This is a genomic window from Methanoculleus sp. UBA430, from assembly GCF_002506585.1.
In the GTDB taxonomy this organism is placed as follows: Archaea; Halobacteriota; Methanomicrobia; order Methanomicrobiales; family Methanoculleaceae; genus Methanoculleus.
In genome coordinates, this window is sequence record NZ_DAXW01000009.1 from 313768 (window position 1) to 331444 (window position 17677).

15 protein-coding genes and 2 tRNA genes are annotated in these 17677 nt (G+C 63.6%); 6 read left to right on the top strand and 11 right to left on the bottom strand.

Features of this window, described 5'->3' with window-relative positions; translation table 11 throughout:
• Positions 1–27 precede the first annotated feature (27 nt).
• Both BRA49_RS07815 and BRA49_RS07820 read right to left on the bottom strand, forming a co-directional pair.
• Positions 28–100, bottom strand: a tRNA-Ile gene (locus tag BRA49_RS07815).
• Between the two features lie 231 nt (positions 101–331).
• Positions 332–404: transfer RNA gene (locus BRA49_RS07820), tRNA-Ile, on the bottom strand.
• 105 nt (positions 405–509) lie between these two features.
• Between BRA49_RS07820 and iorA the strand changes: the two genes are divergently transcribed.
• The 3 genes from iorA to BRA49_RS07835 all read left to right on the top strand — a co-directional run bounded on the left by iorA (position 510) and on the right by BRA49_RS07835 (position 4466).
• Positions 510–2279 carry an indolepyruvate ferredoxin oxidoreductase subunit alpha gene (iorA, locus tag BRA49_RS07825; protein WP_292384939.1) on the top strand — a complete coding sequence of 590 codons (1770 nt, stop codon included), beginning with the start codon at positions 510–512 and terminating at the stop codon, positions 2277–2279.
• On the top strand, positions 2276–2872 hold the full coding sequence (locus BRA49_RS07830; RefSeq protein WP_292384942.1) for an indolepyruvate oxidoreductase subunit beta: 597 nt from the start codon (positions 2276–2278) through the stop codon (positions 2870–2872). The genes iorA and BRA49_RS07830 overlap by 4 nt, the downstream gene beginning before the upstream one ends.
• A 73-nt stretch (positions 2873–2945) precedes the next feature.
• Positions 2946–4466, top strand: a complete 1521-nt coding sequence (locus BRA49_RS07835) for a methyltransferase domain-containing protein (RefSeq protein ID WP_292384944.1) — start codon at positions 2946–2948, stop codon at positions 4464–4466.
• Positions 4467–4503: 37 nt separating this feature from the next.
• On the opposite strand, the gene BRA49_RS07840 is transcribed toward BRA49_RS07835, so the two are convergent.
• Both BRA49_RS07840 and BRA49_RS07845 read right to left on the bottom strand, forming a co-directional pair.
• Positions 4504–5487 (bottom strand): hypothetical protein, encoded by a 984-nt coding sequence (locus tag BRA49_RS07840; RefSeq protein ID WP_292384946.1) that lies wholly within the window; start codon positions 5485–5487, stop codon positions 4504–4506.
• A gap of 170 nt (positions 5488–5657) precedes the next feature.
• On the bottom strand, positions 5658–6290 hold the full coding sequence (locus tag BRA49_RS07845; protein WP_292384948.1) for a hypothetical protein: 633 nt from the start codon (positions 6288–6290) through the stop codon (positions 5658–5660).
• A 230-nt stretch (positions 6291–6520) separates the two neighbouring features.
• Here BRA49_RS07845 and BRA49_RS07850 point away from each other — a divergent pair, with 230 nt between their 5' ends.
• Entirely contained in the window at positions 6521–6934 is a 414-nt protein-coding gene (locus tag BRA49_RS07850; protein WP_292384949.1) for a hypothetical protein, read from the top strand.
• A gap of 22 nt (positions 6935–6956) precedes the next feature.
• On the opposite strand, the gene BRA49_RS07855 is transcribed toward BRA49_RS07850, so the two are convergent.
• A complete protein-coding gene (locus tag BRA49_RS07855; RefSeq protein ID WP_292385256.1) occupies positions 6957–9380 on the bottom strand; it encodes a DNA-directed DNA polymerase in 2424 nt (807 codons plus the stop codon).
• A 19-nt stretch (positions 9381–9399) separates the two neighbouring features.
• Complete coding sequence (locus BRA49_RS07860) at positions 9400–10266, bottom strand: malate dehydrogenase (RefSeq protein ID WP_292384951.1); 867 nt, start codon at positions 10264–10266, stop codon at positions 9400–9402.
• 204 nt (positions 10267–10470) lie between these two features.
• Here BRA49_RS07860 and BRA49_RS07865 point away from each other — a divergent pair, with 204 nt between their 5' ends.
• On the top strand, positions 10471–11358 hold the full coding sequence (locus tag BRA49_RS07865) for a dihydroorotate dehydrogenase (protein ID WP_292384953.1): 888 nt from the start codon (positions 10471–10473) through the stop codon (positions 11356–11358).
• Positions 11351–12115, top strand: a complete 765-nt coding sequence (locus tag BRA49_RS07870) for a dihydroorotate dehydrogenase electron transfer subunit (protein ID WP_292384955.1) — start codon at positions 11351–11353, stop codon at positions 12113–12115. Before BRA49_RS07865 ends, BRA49_RS07870 begins: the two co-directional genes overlap by 8 nt.
• Positions 12116–12133: 18 nt before the next feature.
• Here the strand turns inward: BRA49_RS07870 and BRA49_RS07875 are convergent, their stop codons facing one another.
• The 5 genes from BRA49_RS07875 to BRA49_RS07895 form a co-directional block, all read right to left on the bottom strand.
• Positions 12134–13150 carry a WD40 repeat domain-containing protein gene (locus BRA49_RS07875; RefSeq protein ID WP_394339113.1) on the bottom strand — a complete coding sequence of 339 codons (1017 nt, stop codon included), beginning with the start codon at positions 13148–13150 and terminating at the stop codon, positions 12134–12136.
• Between the two features lie 416 nt (positions 13151–13566).
• Complete coding sequence (mobA, locus tag BRA49_RS07880) at positions 13567–14202, bottom strand: molybdenum cofactor guanylyltransferase (protein WP_292384959.1); 636 nt, start codon at positions 14200–14202, stop codon at positions 13567–13569.
• Between the two features lie 16 nt (positions 14203–14218).
• A complete protein-coding gene (locus BRA49_RS07885; RefSeq protein WP_292384961.1) occupies positions 14219–15130 on the bottom strand; it encodes a ketopantoate reductase family protein in 912 nt (303 codons plus the stop codon).
• A gap of 21 nt (positions 15131–15151) precedes the next feature.
• The gene (locus tag BRA49_RS07890; protein ID WP_292384962.1) at positions 15152–15622 is read right to left on the bottom strand and encodes a methylated-DNA--[protein]-cysteine S-methyltransferase; all 471 of its coding nucleotides are present in this window, start codon (positions 15620–15622) and stop codon (positions 15152–15154) included.
• On the bottom strand, positions 15610–17622 hold the full coding sequence (locus BRA49_RS07895; protein ID WP_292385258.1) for an ATP-dependent DNA helicase: 2013 nt from the start codon (positions 17620–17622) through the stop codon (positions 15610–15612). The genes BRA49_RS07890 and BRA49_RS07895 overlap by 13 nt, the downstream gene beginning before the upstream one ends.
• Positions 17623–17677: the final 55 nt, after the last annotated feature.

Here is a 17677-nt window from a genome sequence, read left to right on the forward strand (position 1 = left end):
CGAGAAAGCAGGGTTCTGAGAAGATGATGGGCCCGGTGCGATTCGAACGCACGACCTCCCGGTTATCAGCCGGGTGCACCACCGGCTATGCTACGGGCCCGGATGCACTCATACTAGTGCCTATAATTGTTGTATAATCTTCGATTTAAAGGTTGTGCAAAGACCTTGCTTCGCCCATTTCGCTACGCGAGGCGGTTTCCTGGAAGCGCCGCCTCCGTGGCCGCCGGTGCCGGGGTCTGCCCGGTTAATCTACGGGAAAGGACGAAGAAGTCAGCAGTCCCGGCGGTGTCGACCCGTGGGGCTCCCCGGAAGAGACTGATCAAAAAGGACATGGGCCCGGTGCGATTCGAACGCACGACCTCCCGGTTATCAGCCGGGTGCACCACCGGCTATGCTACGGGCCCTAAGATTTCCCTCCAACATCCGGGATATAAATACATAATTGTTTTGGTCAGGCATCCAAAGCGCTATGTTAAAACCCGATGATAAAAGTACAGTTGAGTTGAACAATGGCTGTACGATACCTACTCGGAAATGAGGGCATCGCTCACGCATGCCTGGAGGCAAACATCGATTTTGCCAGCGGCTACCCGGGAACGCCGTCCTCTGAAGTGATCGATATCCTCCGGGTGCAGGAAGAGCGGCCCTTCACCGTGGAGTGGTCCACGAACGAGAAGGTCGCCTTCGAGAACGCCCTCGCCGCCGCCTGGTGCGGGGTGCGCGCACTCTGCACCATGAAGCACGTCGGGCTGAACGTGGCGGCCGACCCCCTGATGACGAGCGCATACACCGGGGTGACCGGCGGGCTCGTTATCCTCTCGGCCGACGACCCCTTCGCGCACAGTTCCCAGAACGAGCAGGATACCCGGCGTTATGCGCATTTCGCCCGACTCCCATGCCTTGATCCCTCATCGGTCCAGGAGGCGCACGATATGCTGCGGGACGCCTTCGCCCTCTCCGAGGAGTTCGGCCTCCCCGTCATCTTCCGGCCCACGACCCGGATCTGCCACTCAAAGGGCGACGTCGACATAGGCGTAGTCGGCACCGAGCACCGGACCGCCGTCTTCAACCGCGACCCGAAGCAGTACGTGGTCATCCCCGCGCACACGAGGGTGCTGCACAGGAAGCTGAACGAGAAGCAGCAGGCGCTGAAAGAACGGCTGGTCGAGCTCGGCTACAACCGCCACACAATCCGGGGCACGACCGCCGTCGTCACGAGCGGCGTCGCGGCCGCATACGTCCAGGAGGTCCTCCCCGACGACGTCTCGCTCGCGATCATCGGCGCCTACCCCATCGACGAGGAGTGGCTCAAATCCTTCGTCGACCGGCACGAGAAGGTCCTGGTCGTCGAGGAGCTCGCCCCGGTCGTCGAGGAGGCTGTCCGCCAGGTGGCGACGAAAACGGAGGTCCTCGGCAAGATGACCGGAACGGTCCCGTACGAAGGGGAGTTCACCCCGGCGACCGTCGCTGCCATCCTCGAGAGAGCAGGCATCGCCCCCACGGTAACCTTCCCCACACCCGCCCCGGTCCAGGGGGTGCCGCCCCGCCCGCCGATCCTCTGTGCAGGGTGCATGCACCGGCCGACGTTCTACGCGATGCGGAAGGTCTTCCGCGACGGCATCTTCCCGAGCGACATCGGGTGCTACACCCTCGGCCTCCAGCTCGGCGCGGTGGACACCACCATCTGCATGGGCGCCTCGATCACCGTCGGGAGCGGCATCGCCCGGTCGGGCGAGGAGCACCCGGTGGTCTGCACCATCGGCGACTCGACGTTCCTCCACACGGGAATGCCGGGGCTCTTAAACGCCGTTTACAACGGCGCCGATATGGTCGTCGTCATCCTCGACAACCGGATCACCGCCATGACCGGCCACCAGCCAAACCCCAACACCGGGCTGACGGCCGCAGGCGTCGAGAGCACCCCGATATCGCTCGACGCGATCTGCCGGTCGTGCGGGGTCTCGTGGGTCGAGACGGTCGACCCCTACGATCTCCCGGTCCTCCTCGACACGTTCCGGAAGGCAAAGGAGCGCAAAGGCGTCCGGGTCATCATCGCGAAGCAGCCCTGCGTCATCACCGCACGGCGGAGCGGGATCAAACGCAAGGTCTACGCGGTCGACCTGGAGCAGTGTACGGGCTGCGGGGTCTGCCGGTCGTTCGGCTGCCCGGCGATAGCGTTTGCCGGGAAGAACGCGACGATCACCGAGCTCTGCGCCGGGTGCGGCGTCTGCGCGGACATCTGTCCGTCAGGGGCCATCGGTATGGAGGGACGGCGATGAAACCCTCGTTCGATATCCTGATCGTCGGTATCGGCGGGCAGGGAACCGTCCTCGCCTCGAACGTCCTCGGCGAGGCGTGCATCCTCGAGAACCGGACCGTCCGGAGCGCTGAGACCCACGGCATGGCGCAGCGCGGCGGGTCGGTCGAGAGCCACATCCGGATCGACGGGAAGTTCGGGTCCCTGATCGCGCCGGGGACGGCTGATCTCCTCATCGCCTTCGACCTGCTCGAGGCCCTCCGCTACCGCCACTACCTGCCGGCCGCGGGAAGGCTCATCGTGAACCGGAACCAGGTCGTCCCCACATCGGTCTACCAGCAGAACCTGGACGTGCCCGACGAAGAGAGCATCCTCGCCGCGCTCGCCGATCTCGACGTCACCTGCATCGACGCCGCAGCCCTCGCGGAGGAGGCGGGGAGCATCCTCTCGCAGAACATCGTGATGCTCGGCGCCGCGTCCCGGTTCATCCCGCTCCGGCCCGAGACCCTCGACGAGGCGGTGCGGCGGTGCGTCCCGAAAAAGACCGTCGAGGTCAACGCCGCGGCCTTCCGGCTCGGCCGGGAAGCGGGAGAACGGGGCGCGGACACGCCCTGATCCCCGCTCTCCACCCATCACCGTTTTTCTCTCCCCGCAAACTGTATTACCCATCCTGCCGACCTGATACGCCATGAGCGAGCGGGATATCGTTGCAGCACTCACGAGCCGTGCAGGCGCAGAAGGGGAGTTCCGGCTCTCCGAACTGCAGAAAGACCTGGGAACCGGGCAATCGCTCGAGCGCCTTGCCGGGGAGATCCGCCCGCACCTCGACAGCCTCGGCCTCGCCATCAGGCCGGCCGGGGATGACTACGTCATCGGCCGCCGCCCGGACGGCGGGATCCTCGCGGTCGACGACGCCGGGCGAGAGCGCCAGCTCGCGTTCTTCCGGAACCCCGGTGTGCCCGGCTACATCCAGGAGCTGGTCGAGTCCTACATCGAAAAGAAGACCAGCAAGTCCTGGGACGACACTGCCGTCCTCGACCGGATGCGGAACGCCATCCTCGCCCAGAAGAGCCAGTACTGGAAGGAGAAGCAGGTGAGTTACCGGAAAGCCTACCCGGTCCTCGGGTATCTCGCCTACCACGCGCCGGTCTACCTGGTGCAGTTCGAGCACATCCTCTGGCAGATCATCAGCCGGGGGCTCGCAAAGCCCGAGATGCGCATCCTTGACCTCGGCACCGGGCCGGGGGTCGTCCCACTCGCCGTCATCGACCTCCTCGGAAGAATCGGAACGGGAGCGGCGGACATCTACGCCGTCGAACGCTCCGAAGAGCACTTCGAGGCCTACAACGCCCTCGTCCCGGCCGCAGCCGCGGCGCAGGGAGGTAGGGTGCGGGTGGAAAAACTCATCCGGGCGGATATCGGGACGCTCGCGGCAAAGGACCTGCCTGAGGGGATCGACCTCATGGTCTTCTCGAATGTCCTTGGCGAGCTCCGCCAGATGAGCATCGACCAGCGTGCCGACCTCGTCGACGCTCTCGCCGAACGGCTCGCCCCCGACGGGACGATCGTCATCGTGGAGCCCGCCGACCTCACCAACGCGACCGTGATGCGGCAGACCGTGCGCGCGATCGCAGACCGAGGGCTCACCGTCTTCAGCCCCTGCTCGTTCATCTGGGGCACGACCTGCAACCCCGCGCGGTGCTGGACCTTCGAGCAGAAGGGCGACATCCAGCCGACCCGGCTGATGGAGCGCCTTGCAGAGGGGAAAGACGGCTACCGGTTCATCAACGTCGACATCAAGTATGCCTCGACACTCCTGCGGAAGGATGCCTCGGTGCAGCACGCCTATCGGGTCCCGCCGGGAGCAAAGTTCGCCCGCCTCTCCCACCTCCGCCAGCACCGGGACAAGAAGATCAACGTCGTCGCCGCGCTGATGTCGGGGAACCTCGGCGATACCCGGACAAAGGTCTACAAGGTCTGCGACGGAACGCCCGCGGACCAGGTCTACGCCGTGGTCCCGGCGACCCTCCGCGGCACGAACCGCGACGCGCTCGAGGGTCCCGCCTACGGGGATATCGTCCGGCTCTACGGTGTCCTCGTCAGGTTCAACAAGGACCACAACTCCTACAACCTGGTTATTCTTCCCGGAACCCGGGTGGAACCGGTCGGGTCCCCGTCGGGAGAGGCTGCCGGGACCGGGGCCACGTAGGTTCCCGGCTCCCGCAGGCCCACCGGAGACTAAGGGGCTACGCCGCCCCTCCGCCCGCGCCGGGCTGGCTGACACCCCTGAGTGCATAAAGGATCCCCCCGTAGCCGAGGCTGACCGCGACGACCTGGACGAGCGCTCCGAGGAGCGGGATGAAGGTGAGGATCTGCAGGATCACAAACCCCAGGATGAAGATACCCATGGGTCCCGGCCTCCACCCCGTCCGCGAAGCGATGACGTCCCCAAGGGCGTATGCGACAAAGAGCGACGAGAGCAGGAGAGCGACGATGAAGAGGAGTCCCCCGACGAGCGCGATCGGGAGGCCTATCACGGTGATGGCGACGATCAGGAGGAGAATTGCCGTCACGATTATCGCGAGGAACCCGAGAACGGTCAGGACGACCGGGTTCTTCTCGACCTCCCCGACGATCGCCGCGAACGGGCCGGGGAGGAATTTGATGAGGAGGAGGCCGAGGATGAGGGCCCCGATCGCGGTGAGTACCGCAAAGAGGCCGGGCAGCGCCGGCCCGGGTTCCTGCTGCTCCTCAAACGTCACGTTTCCGGCCGTGCCGGTGTTGTTGAATGTCCCGGCCGAGACGGTAAGGTTGCCGAGGACCGATCCCTCGTTCACGACCTCGCCCGCGCTGATCACCGCGTCACGCTCTATGACGGCATCTTCCCCGATCCGAACCGTGCCCCCGGTGACGAGTGCGTTCGTCGCGTTTCCGTTCAGTTCAATTTCGCCACCAGCGGCGAGCACCTTCCCACCGACATCACCGTTGACTACCAGGGTGCCGCTCGCGGCGATGACGTCGCCGGCCACCGGGGCATCCACCGTCACCATGCCCCCGGCGACGGTCAGGCTGTCGACGGGGGCCCTGACGGTCACGGACCCACCCGAGGCGACCACGTCGTCGGGGATGGGGGTGTCAATCAACTGCTGGTCGGCGCTGAGGAAGGTGAGTGCATGTGCTCCGGAAGGGATGAGCAGCAGAGCAAGGATGAAGACTCCCAGGAATTTCATATAGCGACGATGTTTTTCTCCGAGAAAAAGGTTGGCGGCCGTGGAGAGAGGCAACGAAGAGGCGCCACTCCGGAGTCGCCAGGGGGGCCTGCGAGAAGGGGGATCACGCCGGACCGGACCCTGTCAGCGTGAAAACCCGGATCGACTTAAGCGCAGCGGGCCTCCGGCTTCTACACCCGGATCTCAAGGCGGCGCTTGAGTTCAGCGATCGCCTCGTCTTTCCCGGGAAGATCTGACTCCTGGAGTGAACTGATGTTCTCCTCGATAGACGTGGCGAGCCAATCGTTCGGGACGCCGGATGCCGGAAAGAGTTCCTGCCACTCGTCGGAACCGAACGGGATTACCTTGACCAGTTTCCCGAGAATGTTCCAATCGACGACCTTATAGTCCTCGCCGGTGCTGGTATCTGCGACCTGTATCGAGCGGTCCTCATTGCACCCGATGACCCGCCCGTGGATGACATAGACACTCACTTCATTTTTATCGGTGAAGGAGATCTGGACCACGTCACCCGGCTGCGGACTCTCGGGCACCATGTAGAGGACGATATCGCCCGGGTACATCAGGTCAGGTTCATAACGGTCTGCGATGCCGATATACCCGGTATCGGAGACATAGAGCCGGAGATACTCCTGGTAGAACTTCCGGACGATCCAGTAGACTGCTCCCGGGTGTGTCTCCGCCAGTTTCAGGAGGAGATTGTGGATAGCACTCGGGATGCTCTCCGGCCGCTCCAGCACCTCACGCGCCAGCCTCTCGTACGCTTCTACAACCCCGGCATCTGTCTGCATTATTTCTGCCATACTAACAAACCCCGCCGCATAGTACCGGTAGTAGCATAAAAGTGTTCCTTCGGATCTTCCGGTGCTCCGTCCATACCGACCACACCTTCACCTCGTGATCAGTCGGGGAGAAGAGAATTAAGAGAATCCACTGATAACCGCCACAGGACACCTGTTGCAGCACCGGGGAGGGAGAGAACTATAATACTTATATTCGACCATGACCATACAGTAAAGCAGAGGATATTGATATGGGTGGCATAAAGGATTCCACGTATCTGGATGTCAAGAAGACCCTTGCCCGGCGGTTCTCTTCCCGGGACGGGTGGCAGTGTGCATCGTCTCCCGCCGGGAGTGTTCAGCCGGAGTGCGTGCTCTCCCGCCGGGTCGCCGGCAGGACGGAGCGGGTGCTCGTGAACGTGAATATGGCCCCTGTGGTCCAGGCAGGTGCCGTCGAGGCGCTCCAGGCTGCTGCAAGCGCCGGCAGCGTCGATAAGGCGGTCCTGGTCGTACCCGGCGGGGCAGACGTCTCCCGGGTTCCGGCAGGGATTGATGTTATCGAGCTGGGTACCTGGCAGGTCGTCAGCGGCCGCATTGCCTGGTCAAAGAATATCGAACGCAGCGCCTTCCTCGAGGAAGAGCGTGTAAAAAGGGGTCTCGCGTAAGGCACCCCCTCAAAACCTTTTCTTATAATCCGAAATCAAAGAGCGTCGTCCGTGACGGATCGACGTCGTGCCAGTCCCACCCGAGCGGCTCGATGATCCGCGAGAGGGGACTCTTGAGTGTCTTTTCAAGCATCGTCTCCCAGTCGACGACGAACTCCGGCGGCACCTGGTCGGCGTACTCGAAGCAGATCACGTCCGTCCTCGGGTACTTCGCCGTGACGGCCTTAATGTAGACGCGCTTGGGCTTGCTGCCCCGCTTGAAGTCGGTCCCGAGATATCTGTTCGAGTACTTGGCGCCCCGGATATGGGCGTCGTCGTTCTCGTAACTATCCAGGTTCTTCCCGATCCCGCCGGGAATACCGGCTTCATCGAGAGGGTACTCCCCTCGACGGTACTTCCTGATGACGTCGCGGAGATACGCCTGCACGTCGCTGAATGCGTCCCCGCGGAGTATCATCTCGATGACGGTGCGCTGCACCTCCCGCGTGATCTGCGGCGAATCGCTCCGTCGGATCTCGAACCCGACGACATCGATCTCATCGACGTCCTTGCCCTCCTTCCAGACCAGATGCCCGGCGTAGCGCTTTTTCTTGCCTGCCTGGAAGAAACGGCGGTAGACCTTCTCGAACTTGATGGAGAAGTAGTGGGTATCGGCGTTCAACTCGGCCTTCGCGAAGTCGCTGTAACTCGCGTTCAACCGGGCTTCGATCGTCCTCGCCCTTGCGATCGTCTCCGAGAGATCTCCCGGCGGAACCTGCACCATGCACGAGTCAGTGTCCCCGTAGAGGACCGTGTAGCCGAGGTCGGTGATGATGTCGCGGGTGTGCCTGATGATTGCCCGCCCGACCGACGTGACGGCCGACCCGATCTCGCGGTCATAGAGCCTGAACCGGGTGTAACCCGATACCCCGTAGTAGGAGTTCATGATCACCTTCAGAACGTTCTGCTGGAGGTCGTAGAGGACGTACTCCGGCGACCCGAAGGGGAACTGGTTGCGCAGGCGCTTGCGCTCGTCGCGCTCCACGAGGAGTTCTGAAATGATGCTCCGGGTCAGTCCGTCCGGCTCCCGGGAGAACCGGACGCCGTTCGGCGCCCGGAGTTCGCCTTCCGGGTTCTTCGTCTCGGGCGAGGCGTTGATCGTCATCATCGCCATCGGGTAGAGTGATTTCAGGTCGAGGACCACCACGTTCTCCCGGAGGCCGGTGGCTGGCTCAAAGACGGTCGCCCCCTCAAACTCATCCCCGGCGGCGAGCCCCTTTGAGGGAAGGACGAATGTGCCCCACGCTTTTCGAAGGACATAGATATCGATGACGTTCGACGAGTTCAGCGTCCGGTCGAGCGGGCACCCGACGTACCGGGAGATCTCCCGGTAGAACTCGATAATGTTGTTCTTTTTATCGATCCCGACGCAGAGTTCGACATCCCGGCAGTTGTACTCCACAAGCCGTGCGGGGTCGGACCGCCAGAGCGCCGTGATCGTCCCGCTGTAGCGGACCTTCGTCACGCCGAGTTCCTCCTCGGCGATCGCATCAAGCCGGTAGGACTCCTTCTGGGCCTGGTGCATCTTCCGGTAGGCGGAAAGAAGGTCGAAGAGTGCCCGTCCACGGATGGCGTCTCGTTCGGTCTGCCCCGGGAGGCGCGCGAGGTCCTCGGTTCGGAGGCCGATCGCTGCCATCCGTTTCAGGATATACGGAATGTCGAACTCCACAAAGTTCCAGCCCGAGAGGATGTCCGGGTCGCGCTCCCTGATGTAGGCAACAAGCCCGCGGAGCATCGAGACCTCATCGGGGTAGCGGACGACCCGGTGCTGCTCATGAACGCGGAGCGCAGGGTCGTCGACGGGCGCATCGCCCGGCACCCCGCCAGGCTGCCAGAGGAGGGTCGTGTAGTCGTCATCGAACGAGTCCCAGCAGGTGACGCAGATGATCGGGTCGCGTTCGGGCTCGGGGAACCCCTGCTCGTCCACGCACTCGATATCCATGATGCAGGTGCGCGCGGGAGCCGCGACGCTGGACGGTGCGAGTTCGCGGTAGTCGACCACGGAGGTCCCCGCGGGAAGTTCCACGCCGGCGGAGAGGCCGCAGTCTATCATGAATCGGGTGGCGAACGGAATATCGGCCTCGTAGTGCTCGCTAAATAGATTGCGGACGTCACGGACATCGCCGGGGCGCCGGGTGTAAAGGCGCCGGAGCGGCTCGCCGCGGATGGAGCGGTAGGTCGTGCCGGGCTCCAGATCGACCTCACGCGGGAGGGGGGCAGCGTCCGCCAGGCTTGCCGGCACGTAGAAGTAGGGTCGGAACCCGGTCACATCGACCCGGACCGCTCGCCCGGAGGCGTCACGGCCGAATATATGGATGACCGGGATCTCGGCCCCGACGCTATACTCCACCTGGTGGATGCCGATCCGGGCCTTTCTGAAATCGTCCAGGGTAGCCGCGGTGCTCATGCGTGATCCCGGCACCTGATCAGCCATCGAATCTCCTGCAGAGGTCCTGCACGAACGCTCCCGCCTTCGCCATCCTCGCATCCTCCCACGGATCGAGGTCCCATTCCTCGATGCCGAGGATGCCTTCCCGGCCGATCCGGGCAGGGACGCCGAGCGAGCAGCCCGAGAGACCGTATTCACCGTCAAGCACGCATGAGCAGGGGAGTACCTCCCGCCGGTCGTCGAGAACCGCGCGTATCAGCATGGCTATGTGGTACGCGGGACCGAAGACCGTGCCCCCCTTGCCGCGGATCACCTCCATGCTTGCCCCCTGCATCCGCGAAAGGATCGCTTCCCGCTGTTTTTGGCCGACAACCTCACCGGTCTTAGAGAAGAGCGGCACCTGGTGCTCGCCGTGCTCGCCAAGCACCCAGCCAGGCCCGGGGATTCCCGCATCCTTGAGGAAGCGAGTAAAGCGAGCGCTGTCGAGCTGGCCACCGAACCCGATGCACCGTTGCCGGTCGATGCCCATCATCTTCCAGAGGCCGTAGTTGTTTGCGTCCATGGGGTTCGTGACAGTGATGACGATCCCGTCAAATCCTCGCAGAAATTCGCTGCAGCGCTTCACCACGGGGATGTTGGCCTCGATGAGGTCGGCCCGGGTCTTTATGTCGGGCGTCCTCGGGGTGCCTGCTTCGAAGACGAAGATGTCAGCCTCCCGTATCGCCGCCGTATCGGTAGAGATCGTGACATCAATACCCGTGTGCTGCAGGTCAAGCACCTGTGCCCGGAGAATGGGCTCGTAGACGTCGTAAACGATGATCTCATCGGCGAGACCGAGCGCGGCGGAGAGGAACGCTGTCTCGCCCCCCACCTTTCCTACACCTAAGATTGCGAGCGAGGTCATAGTATCGGTCCTGATTCTCTATATCGGCAGAGATTGTGCGCGCAAAGAAGCCCCGCTTCACGGAGAATAACGATCCGGCAGGGGAAAGGGACGTCTTACCGCCTTCCATACCGGGATCCGGGCTCCGGAGAGCGAATCTCAATCGTCCCTTGCTAGTACACTTGGCGCGAGAGTATAATAATACCCTCCTCCCACCTATTTTCAATGGTTGCGCTTTATCCAGGCCCCATTGAGGTCGGTGGCATCCAGTTGAAGAATCATCTTCTCCTGGCAGCCGGCATCCTCGGAACCACCGGGGCATCGCTCGCCCGCGTCCTCGCAAGCGGTGCAGGCGGAGTGGTCACGAAATCCATCGGGCCGAGCCCGAAAGAGGGGCATCCGGGCCCCTGCCTGATCGTCGTCGACGGCGGTATCATCAACGCCATGGGCCTGCCGAACCCCTCGGCCGCATTCGTGGAGGAACTGGCTGTCCTGCAGGACGAACCGGTTGTCGTGAGCATCTTCGGGGGGACGCCCGAGGAGTTCCGGACCGTCGCCGGGTGGTTTGCCGGGACGGCATCCGGGCTCGAGCTGAACCTCTCCTGCCCCCACGCAGAGGGCTACGGGGCGGCGATCGGGAGCGATCCGGCTCTCGTGGAGGAGTGCACGAGGGCGGCAGCCTCCCTCGGGATCCCCACCTGGGTGAAGCTCACCCCGAACGTCGCCAATATCGGTGATATCGGGGCCGCCGCGGAACGCGGCGGAGCGTCGGCGGTCGTCGCCATCAACACGGTGAAAGCGATGCGGATCTCAACGGCCCTCCGCCGCCCGGTGCTCGGGAACCGTTTCGGCGGGCTCTCGGGGAAGGCGATCTTTCCCATCGCCGTCCGATGTGTCTATGACCTCTACGAGGCGTGTTCCATCCCGGTTATCGGGTGCGGCGGGGTCTCCACCGCCGACAACGTCGTCGAGATGATGATGGCAGGAGCAAGCGCCGTCGAGATCGGGAGTGCGGTCATCGACGACATCGGCATCTTCGCTGCGATCGCAAAAGACCTCTACAGCCCGGACGGCCTCGACGCGGGCGAGATCGTGGGGTGTGGCCATGCATGAGCAGATGCCCGTCGGGGTGACGATAACAGAGATCGTGGAGGAGACGCCGTCGATCAGGACGTTTGTCTTCGACCGCGAGATCGCTGCCCGGCCGGGGCAGTTCGTGATGGTCTGGGTGCCGGGTGTGGACGAGATCCCGATGGCCCTCTCCTCCCCGTCCTCGATCACCGTTCTCGAAGTCGGGGACGCGACCGCCGCCCTCTGTGCAATGCACGAGGGGGACCGGATCGGGATCCGCGGTCCCTACGGCAACGGGTTTACCGTCTCAGGGAGGACACTTGCCATCGGCGGCGGCGTCGGGGCCTCCCCGCTGCTGCCGCTTGTCACGGCCGGCCAGGTGGACACCTTCCTCCTCGGCGCCCGGACGGCTTCCGAACTTCTCTTCGCCGATCGGATCCGGGAGGCCGCGACGCTGATGATCGCGACCGACGACGGCACCGCCGGTCACCACGGGTTCGTGACCCAGCTGATCTCAAGGGTTGACCTCACCGATTTCGCCCACATCTGCGTCTGCGGGCCTGAGGTCATGATGGCAGCGGTGCTCGCCGTCCTCGACCGGGAGGGGTGCGCCGAGCGGGGACAGTTCTCCCTCCACCGTTACATGAAGTGCGGTGTCGGCGTCTGCGGTTCGTGCTGCACCGACCCGCACGGCCTGCGGGTCTGCAGGGACGGGCCTGTCTTCTCAGGCGACGTCCTGCTCGATAGCGAGTTCGGGCATTACATGCGCGACGCGAGCGGGAGCAGGCACGGGGTCTAGGGCCCAAAAAAAAGGGATTCAGGCGAGGAAGCCTTCCTGGGGCTTAAAGAGGAGGGCCAGGACGTTCTCCACCCACCCAAGCACGAGCGAGGGTATCGAGTTGTCCTGCGTGTCCGGTTCCGCCGCTGCACCCATCCTGTCGTCTGCAGAGTACGGGGGAGCGGTCACATCGCCTGATACCCCGTCCAGCGGGTCGGTCTCGTTTACTGCAGTCTCCGTCGAATTCCCATTCTCGATGAAGGTCGCATCGTTCGTGAAGAGGCGGATGAACCGATCGTCGTCGCCGCCTCCGATAGTGAGGAACGAACCGTCAGGGGTCACAGCAACGGACTCCACACGGCCGTCGAGGGCGATCTGCTGGAGCTCGATCCCCGCTCGGTCGAGAACGAAGACAGTCCTGCCGGAGGCGGCGAAGATCTCGCTTGCCTCGTTTGTCAGGGCCGTCGAGCGGACGGCGTCTCCCGTGGGATATTTCCAGAGGTGCTCGCCCTCCCCCGTCGAGAGGTAGACGCATCGGTCAAGTGACCCGGCTGCCACGAACCACGCATCGGGGGTGAGGGCAATGCCTTCAACGCGCTTGCCGGTGCCGTAACTCCAGGACTCCCCTTCCCTGCTGTTAAGGTAGTAGACCCCGCCGTTGTCACAGCCGATCGCGATCTTACGGCCGTTCTCCGATATCGCGATTCCGTAACTGTCGGTTCCCATATCATAGTCCCAGAGCTGCTCCTGGTTCCGATCGAAGATGAAGATCGCACCGTTGTCGCATGTGGCAGCGATATACTCGCCGTCTGACGAGAGCGCCACATCGCGGTAGATAAAGGTCGTCTTCTCGGTCCAGAGCAGATTCCCATCTCTGTCAAAAAGGTAGAGTTTGTCTGCAGCGACGCCGACGTACGATCCTTCGGGCGATATCCCGACGCCGTTCACGCTGGAGCCGGCAGCGGCCTTCCAGAGAGTGGTGCCCTGCTGGTCCAGGAGGGATACCACCGACCCTGCACCTGCAACGATCGTAGAGCCGTCCTGCGAGATTGCCACAGAACTGACGGCGTCATTTGCTCCCACCTCCCAGAGGGGAAGGTATGCCCCCCCATCAGCGGAAGCAACCCCACACAGGAGGGCAGCAAGACAGCAGAACAGAATGAGCGATAGTGAGAACCGGCCGGTCCGAGAGCGGCGACGCCTGCAACAGGAATGCAGTGCTCCCACAATTCCGGGATCGCCCGGACTTGCAGCGGTAGAACTGGTAGAAGTCATTTCCCCCGATGGCATCAGGCCCTGACTTCTCGGAGAAGATATATAACGTTTGCGGAGGTCACACCGACCCAGTCCCCTGCACGGCTCGCCGGTTCCCCTCCTCTCCCCCTCCGGGGCAACACGGGACTGCCTGGCCCCGGAGATACCCTGTAAAACCTTTAGGGGGCCGGAAAGCCCGGGGTCCCTCTTCTGCCGGGCTACGACGACTCCTGGCCGGGTCCGCGCGCATCATCCCAGTCGGGCTCTGCCGGCGGGTCGATCAACTCAAGGTCTTTTAAATTATTGATATTCGTAAACGTCAGCAGGCCAGGATCGATCTCCCGGATCTTCTCCACACGAACATATCGGGTGTTGAGGCTTCTCACCATCGGGCGGAGCGAGAGCGACTCGTGCTCCTCTAGATAGTCGAGTAACGCCCCCCGCCGGTAGACCGCGTGGAGCGGCTCGAGCATATCGGCGTTCCAGCAGGGGATGGCGGCATCATACCCGACGGCGGCGTCAAAGAGCAGCCGGACCACTCCGGGGTGGATGCAGGGCATATCGCAGGCGGCAACGAAGAGATATTCGCCACGCACCGCGAGCGCTCCCGCGTGCAAGCCGCCAATGGGCCCGAGGTCCCTCCTGATGTCCGGTATACATCGGATCTCCCCGAGGTGATTGAACCGTTCGCACTGTCCCGGGTCCCGTGCGACCACCACAATCTCGTCCGCCACCCCCCGGAGGGTATCGATGAGACGGTCTATGAAGGTCTTTCCCCGGAAAGTGAAGAAGTACTTCTCCCGCCCGCCGGCACGCCGCGCCGCCCCACCTACAAGGATTACTGCCGACCGCATACTTCTCTCCCGACCGTCAGAGCCGCTCCCGGAAGCGGATCAGTTCGGTGATGCAGGCATTGCAGGGTGCGTCGATACCGTGCTTTTGGGCGAGCGCCACGACAGCACCGTTCATGAAGTCGATCTCGGTCTTCCGTCCGAGAGTGAGGTCCTGGAGCATCGACGAGTGATGGGCCGCCGTTGCCGGGAGTTGATCGGTTCGGAGATACTCCAGATACGCCGCCGGCGTCTTCCAGGAGAGGGCGATGTGCTCGGCCTCCGCCACCCGGTAGGCCTCCCGGACGATCGTGGTGACGACCGCCCAGGCATGCGGGTCGGTGAGGGCGCCGTAGGGGACGTTCATGAGGGTGCCGAGCGGGTTTAACGCACAGTTATAGAGGGTCTTTCCCCAGAGGGAGGTCTGGATCGCATCGGTCGCCTCCGCCTGGATACCGGCAGTTCGGAGAAGGTTCACGAGAACTTCGACTGCATCGTCCGCACCGGATGGGAACCGCCCCACTCTCATGGGCGACGCCTCCACCGAGACGTGGACCGCTGCATCGCCCCGCCACTCGAACCCGGTGATGATCATGGCGCCGATGACCCGGTCGGTGAACCGCCCGATGATCTCCTCGTTTCCGATGCCGTTCTGGAGACTCACCACCTCGCGCCCCGGGATATATTCGGCGAACTGGCGGCAGACGGCCTCCGTATCAGTGGACTTTGCGGTGATGATGTAGTAGTCGGCTTCTCGCCACGCGCGCGGGAGATCTTCGGAGCAACTGAAACGATACGCTCCTTGCCCCCATATACCGGTCATCAGGAAACCCCGTTCCCGCACCGCGTCCGCATGCCTCTTCCTCGCGACGGCATGAACATCCGCGACGCGGGATAACTTTGCGGCGACGGTCAGGCCGACCGCTCCCGCACCCAGGACGACGATCTTCATCTCAACTATAGTATGGTGAAGTTACCTGTTAACTCCTCCCTTTTCCGGCGTGCAGGGCCCGGACGTGCGGCCTTCCATGGCGAGGAGGGCCTCCTTGATCGCCGGATCCGGGGTGAACCCGCCGATACCGGTCTTCGCGACGACCCGGTGGCAGGGCACCACGAGCGGGGTGGGGTTCCTCGCCATCGCCGAACCGACCGCCCTGGGCACGGTTCCGACCATCCGGGCGACCTCGCCGTAGGTGACGGTCTCCCCGCAGGGAACCCCATGGACCGCGCGGTAGATCCGGGCGCTGGTCGATTCACCCTCGGTCGCGACACTCCGGAGGGAGGAGAGATCAGCCGGGCGGCCGGCACAGTAGCGCAGGATCTCTTCCGGGACCGGACCGTCGAGGCCCTCCCGGGCGAACCGCACCCGGTAGACGAGGTCGTCCTGCCATGCCACGTGGACATGCCAGAGGCCGAACCGACACGACCCGTTCACGATCGCCATCGTCCGGCCTCCTTCCGGAACTCTTCGACGGTAGAGACGGTCATCTCCTCCTGCATCCACGGCGGCAGCCCGGCATGGACCCGGGACTCGAGGAACCTTTTCTCGCCGAGGACGAGCATCCCCCGGTCTTCAGGTGTCCGGAGCACCCTCCCTAATGCCTGCAGGGCGCGGTTGATCGCCGGAAGAGTGTAACTGATGAACTCCCCCTCCTCGCCGAACTTCATCCTGAAGTAATCGATCACCATCTTGCGGACGCGGTTGAACGGCGCGAGCGGGAGACCGATGACGAGCGCTCCCGAGAGCATCTCGCCCCGGTAGTCGAGACCCTCGCTCCACTTGCCGCCGCAGACCGCAAAGAGGATGCCGGAGCGGCCCGTCCCGGGGAGGGCCATGAACTCTCGGAGCATCGTGGCTGACGCCGAGGTATCCTTGGACTCGATATAGATCTGTTTCTTCCGGATACGAGGAGCGCATCGTTCCGCGAAGGTGTTCAAGAGGTCGTAGGAGGGGAAGTAGATAGCAAGGTTCCCGGGGAGGGCTGCAAATGTGGTGATGTAGTCCTCCGTTCGCGCAAGGTTCCCGGGGTCCCGGCGCATCGAGTAGGCGGTGGTGATGTCGTTTGCGCAGAAGAGTCGACGGTTCTCCGGGGGGAAGGAGTTCGGGAGCGATACCGTGGTGACGTCAAGATCGCCGAAGTAGTAGCGGCGGTAACTCTCTATGGGGGAGAGCGTCCCGGAGATCAGGACAGCGCAGGCGTGCGCCCGGGCGATATCCTGGAGTTTGGTGCTCGGGTCGATGTTCCTCACCTCGAGCGCCACCGTGCCGTCGTCTCCCTTCCGGTAAATCGTCAGGTAGGCCGGGTCTGCTGCGGACCGGAAGATCCGGTAGAAGAACTCGGTCAGCCGTTCGATCGCGCTCTCCCTGAACTCGCCCGCCTGCATGTTCTTCTCGCGGATCCCCTCGCTGATCTTGAGGAGATCGTCCACGACCCCTTCCAGGTTCTGGTAGAGCGTGCCCGAGAGGATCATTCGCTGGAAGATGGTGGGGTCGAACCAGTCCTCAACCTCATGCGAGGCCTTGAGCGCCTCCATGAACCGGGTGATCTGCGGCAGGATCTGGGTGATGGCGTCCGCCTGCTGCTGCGACCGCCGGCGTCCGGCGAGTTCGTGCCCGGCCTGGATGATATCGCGCTCCTCGATCGTCACGCTCTCAATGCTCTGGACGACGTCGCCGCAGTTGTGGGCCTCGTCGATGAGCAGCAGAGTGTCGTGCCCCTCGATCCCGAGCGACTGGTAGAGCTGCTCGCGGATGACGTCGTCGAAGAGATGGTAGAAGTTCACGAGCACCACGTCGGCGTCTCGGGCGGCGTGCATCATCGTATCGTAGGGACAGATGTCGCCGCAGAACCCGGCGAGCTGGTCGGGCCAGATCAACTCGGTGCTCACCCGCTCCGCCCTGACGCGCAGGGCCGCCGACGGGATCATCTTCAGCCCCGCGTCCTCGGGCTCCACAAAGGACTTGCCGTGGATGAAGTAGGGGCAGATGAGCGGATGATCCGGGTCCATCTTCCGGATCTGCTGCCGGATCTGGCGATCGTTTGCCGGGACGAGCGCTCCCTTCTGCGCCCGTTCGCGCATTAGCGCCGTTGAAAAGGCCTTGACACCCTCGCACCGCCGGTAGACGTCCCCCTCGCCGCCGAGCGGGCACATGCTGGACTTGCCGATGAGGTAGGCGAACTTCAGGCCGCCGCGCTTCTTCCGGATGAGATCGAGCTCGCGCATGAACGTGGCAAGCTGGCTGATGGTGCGGACAGCGACGAGCACCTTGCGTCCCCGACTCTCTGCGAGGAGCGCGGAGACCACGCTCGACTTACCGCTCCCGGTCGGCGCATCGATCATGGCGATACCGCCGTCGCGTGCGACAGATGCGGCCAGTTCAAGCATCCCCCGCTGGCCAGATCGGTACTCCCGGTAGGGGAACCAGTCGTCGAGAGTATCCATTGCATACAGGTCGACGGCTGACATCAATGTAGTTTGGGTTCCCGGGGTGAAAGTG

What these genes read in the sequence shown, in the direction of transcription:
- BRA49_RS07835 (WP_292384944.1), top strand. Translation starts at nt 2,946, where the DNA reads ATGAGCGAGCGGGATATCGTTGCAGCACTCACGAGCCGTGCAGGCGCA.
- BRA49_RS07870 (WP_292384955.1), top strand. Translation starts at nt 11,351, where the DNA reads ATGCATGAGCAGATGCCCGTCGGGGTGACGATAACAGAGATCGTGGAG.
- BRA49_RS07855 (WP_292385256.1), bottom strand. Translation starts at nt 9,380, where the DNA reads ATGAGCACCGCGGCTACCCTGGACGATTTCAGAAAGGCCCGGATCGGC.
- BRA49_RS07890 (WP_292384962.1), bottom strand. Translation starts at nt 15,622, where the DNA reads ATGGCGATCGTGAACGGGTCGTGTCGGTTCGGCCTCTGGCATGTCCAC.
- BRA49_RS07830 (WP_292384942.1), top strand. Translation starts at nt 2,276, where the DNA reads ATGAAACCCTCGTTCGATATCCTGATCGTCGGTATCGGCGGGCAGGGA.
- BRA49_RS07860 (WP_292384951.1), bottom strand. Translation starts at nt 10,266, where the DNA reads ATGACCTCGCTCGCAATCTTAGGTGTAGGAAAGGTGGGGGGCGAGACA.
- BRA49_RS07895 (WP_292385258.1), bottom strand. Translation starts at nt 17,622, where the DNA reads ATGGATACTCTCGACGACTGGTTCCCCTACCGGGAGTACCGATCTGGC.
- iorA (WP_292384939.1), top strand. Translation starts at nt 510, where the DNA reads ATGGCTGTACGATACCTACTCGGAAATGAGGGCATCGCTCACGCATGC.
- BRA49_RS07850 (WP_292384949.1), top strand. Translation starts at nt 6,521, where the DNA reads ATGGGTGGCATAAAGGATTCCACGTATCTGGATGTCAAGAAGACCCTT.
- BRA49_RS07840 (WP_292384946.1), bottom strand. Translation starts at nt 5,487, where the DNA reads ATGAAATTCCTGGGAGTCTTCATCCTTGCTCTGCTGCTCATCCCTTCC.
- mobA (WP_292384959.1), bottom strand. Translation starts at nt 14,202, where the DNA reads ATGCGGTCGGCAGTAATCCTTGTAGGTGGGGCGGCGCGGCGTGCCGGC.
- BRA49_RS07885 (WP_292384961.1), bottom strand. Translation starts at nt 15,130, where the DNA reads ATGAAGATCGTCGTCCTGGGTGCGGGAGCGGTCGGCCTGACCGTCGCC.
- BRA49_RS07845 (WP_292384948.1), bottom strand. Translation starts at nt 6,290, where the DNA reads ATGGCAGAAATAATGCAGACAGATGCCGGGGTTGTAGAAGCGTACGAG.
- BRA49_RS07865 (WP_292384953.1), top strand. Translation starts at nt 10,471, where the DNA reads ATGGTTGCGCTTTATCCAGGCCCCATTGAGGTCGGTGGCATCCAGTTG.